At 67.7% G+C, this 13,022-nt stretch carries 12 protein-coding genes; 8 read left to right on the top strand and 4 right to left on the bottom strand.

The window, feature by feature from the left end:
• Positions 1 to 258: 258 nt before the first annotated feature.
• Both greB and QRO91_RS13860 read right to left on the bottom strand, forming a co-directional pair.
• Entirely contained in the window at positions 259 to 765 is a 507-nt protein-coding gene (greB, locus tag QRO91_RS13865) for a transcription elongation factor GreB (protein ID WP_197620064.1), read from the bottom strand.
• Between the two features lie 125 nt (positions 766 to 890).
• The gene (locus QRO91_RS13860; RefSeq protein ID WP_049432398.1) at positions 891 to 2,396 is read right to left on the bottom strand and encodes a helicase HerA-like domain-containing protein; all 1,506 of its coding nucleotides are present in this window, start codon (positions 2,394 to 2,396) and stop codon (positions 891 to 893) included.
• Positions 2,397 to 2,518: 122 nt separating this feature from the next.
• On the opposite strand from QRO91_RS13860, the gene QRO91_RS13855 reads away from it, so the two are divergent.
• Both QRO91_RS13855 and QRO91_RS13850 read left to right on the top strand, forming a co-directional pair.
• Positions 2,519 to 4,123 (top strand): transglycosylase SLT domain-containing protein, encoded by a 1,605-nt coding sequence (locus QRO91_RS13855; protein ID WP_100443789.1) that lies wholly within the window; start codon positions 2,519 to 2,521, stop codon positions 4,121 to 4,123.
• A gap of 24 nt (positions 4,124 to 4,147) precedes the next feature.
• Positions 4,148 to 4,495, top strand: a complete 348-nt coding sequence (locus QRO91_RS13850; RefSeq protein ID WP_049432396.1) for a ribonuclease E inhibitor RraB — start codon at positions 4,148 to 4,150, stop codon at positions 4,493 to 4,495.
• Positions 4,496 to 4,636: 141 nt separating this feature from the next.
• On the opposite strand, the gene asd is transcribed toward QRO91_RS13850, so the two are convergent.
• Positions 4,637 to 5,479: an archaetidylserine decarboxylase gene (gene asd, locus QRO91_RS13845; RefSeq protein WP_049432393.1), complete on the bottom strand. Its 843-nt coding sequence runs from the start codon at positions 5,477 to 5,479 to the stop codon at positions 4,637 to 4,639.
• The gene (locus tag QRO91_RS13840; RefSeq protein ID WP_049432390.1) at positions 5,476 to 6,126 is read right to left on the bottom strand and encodes an SCO family protein; all 651 of its coding nucleotides are present in this window, start codon (positions 6,124 to 6,126) and stop codon (positions 5,476 to 5,478) included. Before QRO91_RS13840 ends, asd begins: the two co-directional genes overlap by 4 nt.
• A 122-nt stretch (positions 6,127 to 6,248) precedes the next feature.
• Between QRO91_RS13840 and prmB the strand changes: the two genes are divergently transcribed.
• The 6 genes from prmB (at position 6,249) to QRO91_RS13810 (ending at position 12,992) form a co-directional block, all read left to right on the top strand.
• Complete coding sequence (prmB, locus tag QRO91_RS13835) at positions 6,249 to 7,178, top strand: 50S ribosomal protein L3 N(5)-glutamine methyltransferase (protein WP_005410487.1); 930 nt, start codon at positions 6,249 to 6,251, stop codon at positions 7,176 to 7,178.
• Positions 7,175 to 8,278, top strand: coding sequence for a chorismate synthase (aroC, locus tag QRO91_RS13830; RefSeq protein WP_049432386.1), 1,104 nt, complete (start codon positions 7,175 to 7,177; stop codon positions 8,276 to 8,278). Before prmB ends, aroC begins: the two co-directional genes overlap by 4 nt.
• Positions 8,271 to 9,308: a D-glycerate dehydrogenase gene (locus QRO91_RS13825; protein WP_049432384.1), complete on the top strand. Its 1,038-nt coding sequence runs from the start codon at positions 8,271 to 8,273 to the stop codon at positions 9,306 to 9,308. The genes aroC and QRO91_RS13825 overlap by 8 nt, the downstream gene beginning before the upstream one ends.
• 93 nt (positions 9,309 to 9,401) lie before the next feature.
• Positions 9,402 to 10,430, top strand: a complete 1,029-nt coding sequence (locus tag QRO91_RS13820; protein WP_012511725.1) for an aspartate-semialdehyde dehydrogenase — start codon at positions 9,402 to 9,404, stop codon at positions 10,428 to 10,430.
• A gap of 130 nt (positions 10,431 to 10,560) precedes the next feature.
• The gene (locus QRO91_RS13815) at positions 10,561 to 12,603 is read left to right on the top strand and encodes a FimV/HubP family polar landmark protein (protein WP_100443790.1); all 2,043 of its coding nucleotides are present in this window, start codon (positions 10,561 to 10,563) and stop codon (positions 12,601 to 12,603) included.
• Between the two features lie 26 nt (positions 12,604 to 12,629).
• Positions 12,630 to 12,992 carry a VOC family protein gene (locus QRO91_RS13810; RefSeq protein WP_049429540.1) on the top strand — a complete coding sequence of 121 codons (363 nt, stop codon included), beginning with the start codon at positions 12,630 to 12,632 and terminating at the stop codon, positions 12,990 to 12,992.
• The last annotated feature ends 30 nt before the right edge of the window (positions 12,993 to 13,022 follow it).

Here is a 13,022-nt window from a genome sequence, read left to right as displayed (position 1 = left end):
GCCTTGGGCTGGGGTTTTACTGATCGGATACAACTGCGCCCCCTCCCTTTGGCGGTAACTCCGGGCTCCCACCGCTGGAAGTATTCCCCATAATATCGCTTTGCCTAATATTTTCGCCCTCTGGTAGATGGAGGCGCTTACCCGCAACGTTAGCTGCGTTTGCCTTTTTAGTGCCGCGCCCTTCCTCGGATGGGTTTCCCCATCAGCCGAGCATGGGCTCGGCTCTACATGGGCAGCGCCGTCGAACATGGCTCGACGCTACACAGGCGGGTATTCCACGCTGATCACCGCGAAGGTGAACTGGCCGCCGGGCAGCTCCACTGAAAACTCGTCATCCAGCCGCTTCTTCAGCAGCGCACGCGCCAGCGGCGAATCGATGCTGATCCAGCACAGGCCCGCATCGGTCTCATCCGGCCCGACAATGCGGTAGCGGCTGGTGTCGCCGCTGTCCACGTTCTCCAGCTCCACCCACGCACCGAAGAACACCGCCTGCGGATCGGTTGGCGTGGTATCGACCACGCGCAGCGATTCCAGCCGCTTGGTCAGGTAGCGCACGCGGCGGTCGATCTCGCCCAACTGCTTCTTGCGGTAGGTGTACTCGGCGTTCTCGGAGCGGTCGCCCTCCGCAGCGGCGGCGGCCAGTGCCTTTACCACTTCGGGACGGCGTACACGCCACAGGTCATCCAGTTCCGCTTTCAACCGGGCGTGGCCTGAAGCGGTGATCAGGGCAGTACTTTTTTCTGCGGGCGGACGCCAACGGGACATGCAATACGACTTCTTTTCTGGATGACGAAAGGGGAGAGGAGTCGGAGCCCTTCCTTGCGGAAGGGAGCCGACCCCGGGGTCAGATCCCTTTCCCACGGAAAGGGCTCTGACTCCACGAAGCGATCTCAGCGCTTGCCGCCGAAAATGCCACCCAGGATGCCGCGCACGATCTGGTTGCCCAGCTTGGTGCCGACGGTACGCGTGGTCTGCTTGGCCATGGTCTCGATCATGCCCTGGCGGCGCTTGGTGCCGAAGATCGCATCCTTGATGGACTGGCCGAAGCCTCCCTCCTGCGCCTCGTCCTGCTCACGGCTGCGGGCGGCAGGTGCCTCGGCCTTCTCGGCCGCCTTCTGCGCACGCTGGGCCAGAAGTTCGGCGGCGGACTCGCGGTTGATCGCGGTGTCGTAGCGGCTGCCGACCGGGCTGCCGGCGCGCACCTGCGCGCGCTCGGCCTCGGTGATCGGTCCCATCCGGCAGCGTGGCGGCGCGATCATCGTCTGCTGCACCGGCATCGGCACGCCCTTGTCCTGCAGCGTGGACACCAGCGCCTCGCCGGTGCCGAGCTGGCTGAGCACCTTGGCGACGTCCAGCTTCGGGTTTGGTACGAACGTCTCGGCAGCGGTCTTTACCGCCTTCTGGTCGCGCGGGGTGAAGGCACGCAGCGCGTGCTGCACGCGGTTGCCCAGCTGGCCGAGGATGTTGCCCGGCACGTCATCGGGGAACTGCGAGCAGAAGTACACGCCAACGCCCTTGGAGCGGATCAGCCGAACCACCTGCTCGATGCGCTGCACCAGCGACGCGGGCGCGTCGTCGAACAACAGGTGCGCTTCGTCGAAGATGAAGACCAGCTTCGGCTTGTCCAGGTCGCCCACTTCCGGCAGCTGCTCGAACAGTTCCGACAGCAGCCACAGCAGGAAGGTCGAATACAGCTTGGGCTTGAGCACCAGCTGGTCGGCGGCAAGGATGCCGATCATGCCGCGGCCGTCATGATTGACCCGCATGATGTCGGCCAGTTCCAGTGCCGGTTCGCCGAAGAAATTCTCGCCGCCGTCCTGTGCCAGGCGCAGCACCGAGCGCTGGATCGCGGCGATCGACTGCGCGCTGACCAGGCCGTACTCGGTGGAGATGTCCTTGCGCTCCTCGGCCACCAGGCCGAGCAGGGCACGCAGATCGTCCATGTCCAGCAGCAGCAGGCCACGGTCGTCGGCCAGCTTGAACACGATGTCGAGCACCCCGGCCTGGGTGTCGTTCAATTCGAGGATGCGCGACAGCAGGGTCGGGCCCATCTCGCTGACCGTGGTGCGCACCGGGTGGCCGAGCTTGCCGTACAGATCCCAGAAGATGGTCGGGCTGGCGGCCGGCGCATAATCCACCACGCCGATCTCGGCGGCGCGCTGCAGCAGGTTCTCGGCGCCGGTGCCGGGCACGGCCAGGCCGGACACATCGCCCTTCACATCGGCCAGGAACACCGGAACGCCCAACCGCGAGAAGCCCTCGGCCAGGGTCATCAGGGTCACCGTCTTGCCGGTACCGGTGGCGCCGGCCACCAGGCCGTGGCGGTTGCCGAGTTTCGGCAGCAGGGTGACGGCAACATCGTCGGTAATGCCTTTGCCGAGCAGAATCGGATCCATGGTCCAGCCCTTGTGGTGAATAGCCCAATGTTAACCGCCGGCGGTGACGGGCCGAAGGTCGGCTTGCCCGGACCTTGGCGGCGCCGCTACTCTGCCTGCCTGTTTCGCACACAGTGCCATCAATGCCCGTTCCTGTCCTGATTTCCCGTGGTTGGCCGCTGCTGGCCCTGGCCGGCCTGGTTTCCCTGGCGCCCGACGCCCATGCGCAGCGGGTTTCGGCCCGGGACAAGGTGAAGGTGGATGCGCTGCAGCAGCGCATGACCGCCGCCGAGAAGCGCTACAGCGACGCCCTGTTGCTGGTCGCCAATTCCGACCCGAAGGGCAGCAACGAGGCCGATGCCGCGCTGGAAGACATGGAAGACGTCCTCAACGACTGCGTGAAGCAGAAGGGCTGCCAGATGGGCACCCTGCTGGCCAGCTACAAGCGCCTGCTCAAGCACGACGCCGATGCGGCGGGCAGCGATGAGGTGACCGACGAGAGTGGTGACCGCCTGGAAGCCGACCCCGACCATATCGGCCCGCTCACCGCCGATGTGCCCGAGGCCGCCCGCGCCGCCGCGCTGCTCAACGACAAGCGGCACGCCTTCGACACCATGGTCGAGTACAACCCGGCCGTGCAGGCCGGCATCCGCCGCTGGCTGACCGACATGCGCCCGGCGTTGCTGACCAGCTACGAGAACTACCAGAACCTGCGCGCGGTGATGTGGCCGGAGTGGGAAAAGCGCGGCCTGCCCGAGGCGCTGCTGTTCGGCATCATGGCCAAGGAATCCAACGGCCGCGTGCATGCCTCCTCGCGCGCGGGCGCCGCCGGCCTGATGCAGTTCATGCCGGCCACCGGCCGCCGCTTCGGCCTCGGCCCGGACGGCACCGGCTTCGATACGCGCTTCGATGCACGCAGCGCCGCCGAGGCCAGCGCCAGCTATCTCAACGAACGCCTGCGCGAACTGAACAACAACGTGGAAATGTCGGTGGCCGCCTACAACGGTGGCGAAGGCCGCGCCGCGCGCGTGTTCAAGCAGAGCGGCGGGCAGAGCTTCTGGACCGACAGCGTCTACAACCAGTTCCCCGGCGAGACCAAGGACTACGTGCCGATGGTGATCGCCGCGGCGTGGATCTTCCTGCACCCGCAGCAGTACGGCGTCGAATTCCCGAAGATCAGTGCGCAGCCGGCCACGCTGCGCCTGGCCAAGTCCACCACCATCTATGAACTGACCATCTGCCTGGGCAGCCACGGCACCCGCGATGGCTACATGCGCGCGCTGCGCAACCTCAACCCGCGCTATGAAGCCGACGGCTGGATTCCGGCCGGCACGTTGATCAACGCCACCACCCGCATCGCCGGCCTGTACCAGCGCAACTGCGTCAGCGGCCCGCGTGCGGACCTGGCCCGCACCCTGATCACCGCCGATCTGAACGCAGCCATCGTCCGCCCGACCGCCGCCAGCTACACCGGCAGCGTGGCCGTGGGTGGCGTGGTGCCGGTGGCGGACGCTGCTGCATCCACCAGCGTGCCGACCACGCCGGTCGCTCCGGTGGCGGCCCCGCGCCCGGCGGCGCGGCCGAAGCCGGTGCGCAGCCACAAGGTGGGCAAGGGCGAGACCCTGGGTGCCATTGCGGCGAAGTTCCAGTGCGACGTGCCGACCCTGGCCCGCGCCAATGGCCTGAAAGCCCCGGCCTACAGCCTGCGCCACGGCCAGACGCTGAAGCTGCAGGGCTGCGACAAGTAATCCCCCACGACCCCTGGAATCCGCATGGACCTCGAAGACACCCGCAACCTGTTCGCCAACCTCCGCGAAAACACCGACTGGGACATCACCGGCCCGTTGCTGTGGGGGTATTTCTTCGTCCATTCCACCGCTGAGCCACTGCGGGCGCTGGCTGACCATCTGCAGGCGCAGGGCTACACCTTCGTGGAACTGTTCGAGCAGGAGCCGGAAGAGGGCGACGCGCCGTTCCACGTGCTGCATGTGGAGCGCGTGGAGATTCACGACGAAGCCTCGCTGGACCGTCGCAACCAGGAGTTCGCCGCGCTGGCCGCGGAGAAGGGCGTGGAAGACTACGACGGCATGGACGTCGGCCCGGCCCCGGCCCTGCAGTAACGCGTTTCTGGCTGTAGAGCCGAGCCCATGCTCGGCTGTTTTTGCCGGCAGCAGAGCATGGGCTCGGCTCTACAGACCCGGTAGTGCCGGCCGCTGGCCGTCATTCCGTTGAATCCATCCACGCATGGCGTGGATCTACGGTCAGCGCAGCTTCGCCAGCGCCTGGCCCAGCTGCACCGGGCTTTCGGCGCCCAGCTGCGGGGCGAACTCAGCCACGCCCGGCGGCAGCAGCACGATCACGGTCGAGCCATAGTTGAAGCGCGCCATCTCGGCGAAGCGCTCCAGCACGATGCCCTGGCCACGGTAATCCTTGCGGGTGATGCGGTCACCGTAGGCCGGGATCTCCTCGCCGCTCCACACCGTTTCCACGCCGGACACCAGCAGCGCACCGACCATCACGCTGACCATCGGGCCGAAGCTGGTGTCGAAGTGGCAGACCAGGCGCTCGTTGCGGGCAAACAGGCGCGGCACGCCGTTCACCGCGGCCGGGCCGACGCTGAACAGGCGGCCCGGCACGTGCACGGTCTCGCGCAGGGTGCCGGTCCACGGCATGTGCACGCGGTGGTAGTCGCGCGGCGACAGGTACACGGTGGCGTACAGGCCATCGTTGTACGGCTTGGCGTCCTCGTCGCTGCCCAGCAGCTCGGCGGCGGTGAACGACTGCCCCTTGGCCTGGAAGATGCGGCCGGCCTCGATCTTCCCCAGCTGGCTGATGCGGCCGTCGGCCGGCATCACCAGGCTGCGCGGATCGGCGTCGGCCACGCGCGCGCCCGGCTTCAGCGCACGGGTGAAGAACTGGTTGAAGGTGGCGTAGCTGCGCGGGTCCGGGTTGGCCGCTTCGTCCAGGTTGACGTTGAACTTGCGGGTGACCGTGTCGATCAGCCAGCGCGATACGCGCGGATCGTCCGAGTACGCCAGCGAACGCGCCATCGAAGACAGCAGGCGGTGGGGCAGGGCGTACGTCAGGGCGGTGGTGAGGCTCATGGGGCGGTTTTCTCGGTCAGCTTCTGCAGGTCGCGGGCAATGGCCGGCGCATTGAACGGGGGGCGCACCAGGCCGGCAAGGCGGCCCTGCGGATCGAGCACGGCCAGGCTGGCCGAATGCTCGACGGTGTAGTCCTCGGGGTTTTCGTCGAAGTGCTTGCCCGGCACCTTCTGGAACACGAAGCCCAGCGAGGTGGCGAAGCGTTCCAGCGAGGGCACATCGGCGGTGGCGGCCAGGGTGTCCTTGTGGAAGCCGTGCACGTACTCGCCCAGCCGCGTGGCGCTGTCGCGGTCGGGGTCGACCGAGATGAACAGCACCCGCGGGCGCAGCGTGTCAGGCAGCGCTTCCCACTGGTTCTGCGCGCCGGCCAGTTCGGCCAGGGTGGTCGGGCACACGTCCGGGCAGAAGGTGAAGCCCAGGAACACCAGGGTCCAGTGGCCCTTCAGTTCGCCCGGGATCAGGCGGGTGCCGTCGGACTGGGCCAGATTGAAGTCGGGCAGTTCACGCGGCTGCGGGTACAGCGTGACCGCTTCGGTGGCCGGGGCGTTGGCCGGCGGCTTCGGCGCAAACACCTGCTGGGCGGCCAGCAGGCCCAGGCCCGCCGCCAGGGCGATCAGCAGGATGATGCCGGCGTTGCGATTGAACATGGGTGCCCCCGCGCGAAGTGGGCTCCATCATACCGGCTGCGGCCCGATCGTTTCCGCCGCAACGGATGCCGCCGCGGGCGCCAGCCCCTATAATCGGGGGCCACTTTGCCCGCAGTACCGCCATGACCGCTGAAACGGCCGCCGAACTCCACACGATCATCGATCTGATCCGCTACGGCACCAGCCGTTTCAACGAAGCCGGGCTGACCTTCGGCCACAGCTACGACAATGCGCTGGACGAGGCCACCCAGCTGGTGCTGCACAGCCTGCACCTGCCGCACGACCTCGGCCCGGCGTACGGCCAGGCGCGCCTGCTGCAGGCCGAGAAGCTGCGCGTGCTGGAACTGTTCCAGCGCCGCATCGACGAACGCATCCCGGCCGCCTACCTGACCGGCGAGGCCTGGTTCGCCGGCCTGAGTTTCAAGAGCGACAAGCGCGCCCTGGTGCCGCGCTCGCCGATCGCTGAACTGATCGAATGTGGTTTCGAGCCGTGGCTGGCCGGCCGCGATGTCAGCCGTGCGCTGGACCTGTGCACCGGTTCGGGCTGCATCGCCATCGCCATGGGCCACTACTACCCGAACTGGGAAGTGGATGGCGTCGACCTCAGTGACGACGCACTGTCGCTGGCTGAAGAGAACAAGGAACGCCTGCAGGCGCACAATGTCACCCTGCTCAAGTCGGATCTGTTCAACGGCCTGACCGGCCGCCATTACGACCTGATCGTCACCAATCCGCCGTACGTCACCAACGACGAGACCGATGCCCTGCCGCAGGAATACTCCTACGAGCCGGAAATGGGCCTGCGTGCCGGCGACGACGGCCTGGACCTGGTGCTGAAGATCCTGCGCGACGCCCCGCTGCACCTGAGCGAGGACGGCCTGCTGATCTGCGAAGTGGGTGAATCCGAGCAGCACCTGATCAAGCTGCTGCCGGAAGTCGATTTCGCCTGGATCGAGTTCAAGGTCGGCCAGATGGGCATCTTCGCGGTCGAGTGCCGCGAGCTGATCGCCCACAGCGCGCGCATCACCGAACTGGCGGCGCAGCGCCCGTGAGCTCCAATTCGTTCGGCAAGCTGTTCACCGTCACCACGTTCGGCGAGTCGCACGGGCCGGCCATCGGCTGCGTGATCGATGGCTGCCCTCCGGGGCTGGCGCTGGACGCGGCCGAATTCGCCCACGACCTGCAGCGTCGCGCTACCGGCAAGAGCCGGCACACCTCTGCGCGGCGAGAGGCCGATGAGGTCGAGATCCTCTCCGGCGTATACGAGGGCCTGACCACCGGCACCCCGATCGCGCTGCTGATCCGTAACACCGACCAGCGCAGCAAGGACTACGCCAACATCGGCCAGCAGTTCCGGCCGGGTCATGCCGACTACAGCTACTGGCACAAGTACGGCATCCGTGACCCGCGCGGTGGCGGCCGTTCCTCGGCGCGCGAGACCACCATGCGCGTTGCCGCCGGCGTGGTCGCCAAGAAGTGGCTGGCCGAGCGCTTCGGCGTGACCGTGCGTGGCTACCTGTCACAACTGGGCGACGTCACCCCGGTCGGTTTCGACTGGTCGGCGGTGGAAGACAATCCGTTCTTCTGGCCGCACGCCGAGCAGGTGCCCGAGCTGGAGGCGTACATGGATGCGCTGCGCAAGTCCGGTGATTCGGTCGGGGCGCGCGTGGACGTGGTGGCCGACAACGTGCCGCCGGGCTGGGGCGAGCCGATCTACGGCAAGCTCGATGGTGAACTGGCCGCTGCCCTGATGAGCATCAACGCGGTGAAGGGCGTGGAGATCGGCGATGGTTTTCTCAGTGCCGCGCAGAAGGGCACCGAGCACCGCGACCTGCTGACGCCGCAGGGCTTCGCCAGCAACCATGCCGGCGGCATCCTCGGTGGCATCTCCACCGGCCAGCCGGTAGTTGCGTCGATTGCCCTGAAGCCGACTTCCAGCCTGCGCCTGCCGGGCCCGTCGCTGGACACGGCCGGCAACGTGGTCGAGGTGGTCACCACTGGTCGCCACGATCCCTGTGTCGGCATCCGCGCCACCCCGATCGCCGAGGCGATGGTGGCGCTGGTGCTGATGGACCAGGCGCTGCGCCATCGTGCGCAGTGCGGCGATGTCGGCACGATCACCCCGCGCATTCCCGGGCAGATCGATGGCTGACACGCGGCCGACCGTGTGGGTGAGCCAGCCGCTGATCGACGCGGCCATCGCGCCGTTGCGCGATCGCGTACAGCTGCGCAGCACCGACTCCGTCACCGCCTGGACGCCCGCGCAGATCGCCGAACAGCTGGCCCGCGCCGACGGCGCGATCATCACCCTCAACGAGCGCATCGGTGCGGCCCAGGTGGCCGGCGCCGCGCAGCTGCAGGTGATCGCCAATGTCGGCGTCGGCTACAACAATCTGGATGTCGACGCGCTCACTGCGGCCGGCATCCTCGCCAGCAACACGCCGGACGTCCTGACCGAGACCACTGCCGATCTCGGCTTCGCGTTGCTGATGGCCACTGCGCGCCGGATCACCGAGTCCGAGCGCTGGCTGCGCGAAGGCCAGTGGCAGCAGTGGTCGTTCCAGACCATGCTGGGCGCGGATGTCCATGGCAGCACGCTGGGCATCCTCGGCATGGGCCGCATCGGCCAGGGCATCGCACGCCGCGGTGCACACGGGTTCAGCATGAAGGTGCTGTACCACAACCGTTCGCGGTTGCCGGCCGATACCGAGGCGGCGCTTGGCGCGACCTACGTGGACCTGGACACGCTGCTGGCGCAGTCCGACCACCTGGTCACGGTACTGCCCTACACGCCGGCCTCGCATCACATCATCGATGCGGCGGCACTGGCGAAGATGAAGCCGTCAGCCACCCTGGTGAACATCGCCCGCGGCGGCATCGTCGACGAACTGGCGCTGGCTGACGCACTGGCCCACGGCCGGCTGGCCGCTGCCGGCCTGGATGTCTACGAGGGCGAGCCGACGGTGCGTCCGGAGCTGCTGGCGCTGCGCAATGTGGTGCTGACCCCGCATATCGGCAGTGCCTCGCTGGCCACGCGCACGGCGATGGTACAGCTGGCCGTCGATAATCTGGTTGCCGGGCTCGGCCTGGATGGCGCACCCTCGTGCATGCCGAGCGCGATCAACGCTGACGCGGCCATGGCTGCGCGTGTGACCTTGGGCAAAAAAACCGGGAAACGATAGGGAACCTCCGCGCGCCCCGCCTGAGGAGGTTCCCCGAACCCAGCTGTCGTGCGTGTTTCTTCCCCATTCCCGTTTTCGTGAGAGTTTTCCCCCATGAGCAATGCACAGCGCAGTTTCCACGTTGCCGTCGTCGGTGCCACCGGTGCGGTCGGCGAGACCATGTTGTCGATCCTGGCCGAGCGTGATTTCCCGGTCGGCACCCTGAGCGTCCTCGCTTCGGAACGTTCGGCCGGTGGCGAGATCGAGTTCAACGGCCAGAAGGTCAAGGTGCAGGATCTGGCCACTTTCGATCCGAGCGGTGTCGAGATCGCGCTGTTCTCGGCCGGTGGCAGCGTGTCCAAGGAATACGCACCGAAGTTCGCCGCTGCCGGTGCGGTGGTGATCGACAACTCCTCGGCCTTCCGTTACGACGATGACGTGCCGCTGGTGGTGTCCGAGGTCAATCCGGAACAGGTGGCCAACCGTCCGCGCGGCATCATCGCCAACCCGAACTGCTCGACCATGCAGATGCTGGTGGCGCTGGCGCCGCTGCACCGCAAGTACGGCATCGAGCGCATCAACGTCTCCACCTACCAGTCGGTGTCCGGCGGTGGTCGTTCGGCCACCGAAGAGCTGGGCAAGCAGACTGGCCAGCTGCTCAGCTTCCAGGAAATCGATCCGCAGCGCTTCCCGGTGCAGATCGCCTTCAACCTGATCCCGCACATCGATGACTTCCAGGACAACGGTTTCACCAAGGAAGAGATGAAGCTGATCTGGGAGACCCGCAAGATCCTCGGCGACGACAGCATCCTGGTGAACCCGACCGCGGTGCGTGTGCCGGTGTTCTACGGCCACTCCGAGTCGGTGGCGATCGAGACCCGCGACAAGGTCACCGTGGCCGAAGCGCGCGCGCTGCTGGAGCAGTCGCCGGGCATTGAAGTGGTGGACCGCCATGAAGCCGGTGGTTATCCGACTCCGGTCACCCATGCCTCGGGCACCGATGCGGTGTACGTCGGCCGTATCCGTGAGGACCTGTCGCATCCGCGCGGCCTGAACCTGTGGATCGTGTCGGACAACGTGCGCAAGGGCGCGGCGTTGAATGCCGTGCAGCTGGCCGAGCTGGTCGCCGCCGAGCAGCGCTGATGGAGAGGCCGGGCAATGCCCGGCCTTTTCTGCAGGGCCGGGCCCACGCTCGGCTCAGGCCATGCAGCCGGGCATGGGCTCGGCTCTACATGGGTGCGGACCCCGGTCCGCACGCTTTATAGTGTCGCCCATGAATAAACGGGCCAGGGGCGCAAAGCGCCCGCTCCTCTATCTTTCCACCGCGCTGCTGGCCCTGGCCAGCAGTTCGGCACTCGCATTGGGCCTGGGGGACATCCGTGTCCTGTCCAAGCCGGGGCAACCGTTGCTGGCCGAAATCCCGGTGGTGTCGGCTGACCCGTCCGAGCTGGAGAACCTGCGCGTCGCACTGGCCTCGCCGGTTACCTTCGAGCGCGTCGGCCTGCAGCGGCCGACCGGGCTGGTCAGCGAGCTGCAGTTCGAGCTGACCCGCAATGCGCAGGGCAGGGCGGTGGTGCGGGTGACCTCGCAGGCGCCGGTCGAGACCCCGTCGCTGAGCTTCCTGATCGAAGCCGACTGGGGCCAGGGCCGTCTGGTGCGCGAGTACTCGGCACTGGTCGATGCACCGTCCAGCGCGCTGGCCGTCACCGAGCCCGAGATCGTGGCGCCGGCCGGTACCCTGTCCAACACCATCGCGCGCGAGCTGGCACCCGCGCCTGCTGCAACGGTGCCCGATGTGCCACCGCGGGCGCCTGCTGCGGCACCTGCAGCCACGCCGGCTCGGCCGCGTGCGGAACCCGCACCGGTTGCGGCAGCGCCGGCCGACGGCAGCATCACCGTGCAGCGCGGTCAGACCCTGTCGCAGATCGCCAGCGCGGTGGCGCGTGGCAACCAGGTCAGCCGCGACCGCGCGATGATCGCCCTGCTGCGCGCCAATCCCGAAGCCTTCATCCGTGGCAACGTCAATCTGCTCAAGCAGGGCGCGGTGCTGCGCATGCCGGGCAGCGATGCGCTTGCTGCTATCGATGCAGCCGAAGCCGCCGCGCTGGTGCGCGAGCACGCCGCGCAATGGCAGCAGGCGCGTACCGTGCCGCAACCGGCGGGTGCAGTGGCACCGGCCGCAAGGGCGGCAACCGCGAATGCTTCTTCCCCGGCTGCCGCCAACGGGGCACGACTTGAGATCGCTCCGGCGCTGGCGTCCGACGCCGCGCACGCGGGCACAACCACCGGCACCGCTGCCGGCAGCGAGGGTGACATGCTGGGCAACGAACAACTGCGCCAGGCGCGTGAGGACATCGCCACCCGCGATGCCGAGATCGGTGAACTGAAGCAGCGCGTGGCCGATCTGGAGAAGCTGAAGGAGCAGCAGCAGTCGTTGATCGCGATGAAGGACAACGACCTGGCTGCCGCGCAGCAGCGTCTGGCACAGGCGCCGGGTTCCCGTGATGCAGTGACGCCGTGGTACTGGCTGGGCCTGCCGGTGCTGCTGCTGGCAGCAGGCGCAGCCTGGTTGCTGCGCCGTCGCAAGCCTTCGCCGCTGCCCCCGCTGCGCGAAGAGGGTGACGCCGCCGGGCTGGCCGCTGCGGTTCCTGCGGGTGCGGCGCTGGACACGCTGGCCGAACAGTCTTCATGGTCGTCGGCGGTGGCCGATGGCGGCCGCCAGGAACCGGCGATGCCAGCCTGGGCGAGCGAGCCCGAGGGCCATGCCGAAGCAGCGGTCGATCCGATCGCCGACCACGCGGTGCAGGCCGACTGGAAGGCTGACATGCTGCGCGACGAAGACGTGGTCGTACTGCCCGAGGCGGTGACCGATCTGCCGCGCTGGGACGAGCCCGCGACCGCACGCGAAGATGTTGTCGAGGCGCCGGTACAGGATGAGCCGGCCGCACCAGGGACGCCATCTGAAGTGGCGGTGCCGGACTACGCGCTGCATGCCGAACAGCAGCCGCAGTTCCGCGGCGTGTTCGATCTGCCGGCCGAAGCGCATCAGAACGCGTTCCCGGTTGATGCCAGGCACCATGACGGAATCGACGGTATCGGCACGTCGCATCCCGAGGAGACTGCGGCGAGCGCGGCTGCGGACAACGGCGATGCCGGCTGGCTGCCGCGTGCCGGCCAGGAGCGCCTCGAGCTTGCCATCGCATACCTGGACCTGGGCGACGCGCAGACCGCGCGTACCCTGCTGCTGGAGGTCGCCGAAGGCGGCGATCCGCACAGCCAGGCCCAGGCCCGCGAACTGCTGGCCCGCCTGCCGTGACCGAACCTGCCGACAAGGACCCTGCCATGAGCCGCGAGCGCCGCATCGACTACGTTGAATTCGCCTCCAGCGACCCGGCCGCCAGCCGTGCCTTCTTCGAGAAGGTGTTCGGCTGGTCGTTCGTCGACTATGGCAGCGACTACACCGCGTTCGACGATGGCCGCCTGCAAGGGGGCTTCTTCCGCGGCCAGCCCCAGCGGGCCAGCGACAGTGGCGCACCGCTGCTGGTGCTGTATGCCGACCAGCTGGTGCCGGTCGAAGCGGCGGTGCGCAACGCTGGCGGTGAGATCGTGCGGCCGGTGTTTTCCTTTCCCGGCGGCAGCCGCTTCCAGTTCGTCGAGCCCGGTGGCAACGAACTGGCGGTCTGGTCCGAACGCGATCCGGCCTGAGCGCCGCCCCATACGCAATATCGAGGTAGC

It is taken from the genome of Stenotrophomonas maltophilia group sp. Smal32 (assembly GCF_030237085.1).
GTDB lineage: Bacteria > Pseudomonadota > Gammaproteobacteria > Xanthomonadales > Xanthomonadaceae > Stenotrophomonas > Stenotrophomonas maltophilia_Q.
This window is presented reverse-complemented; position numbering and strand designations above follow the sequence as displayed.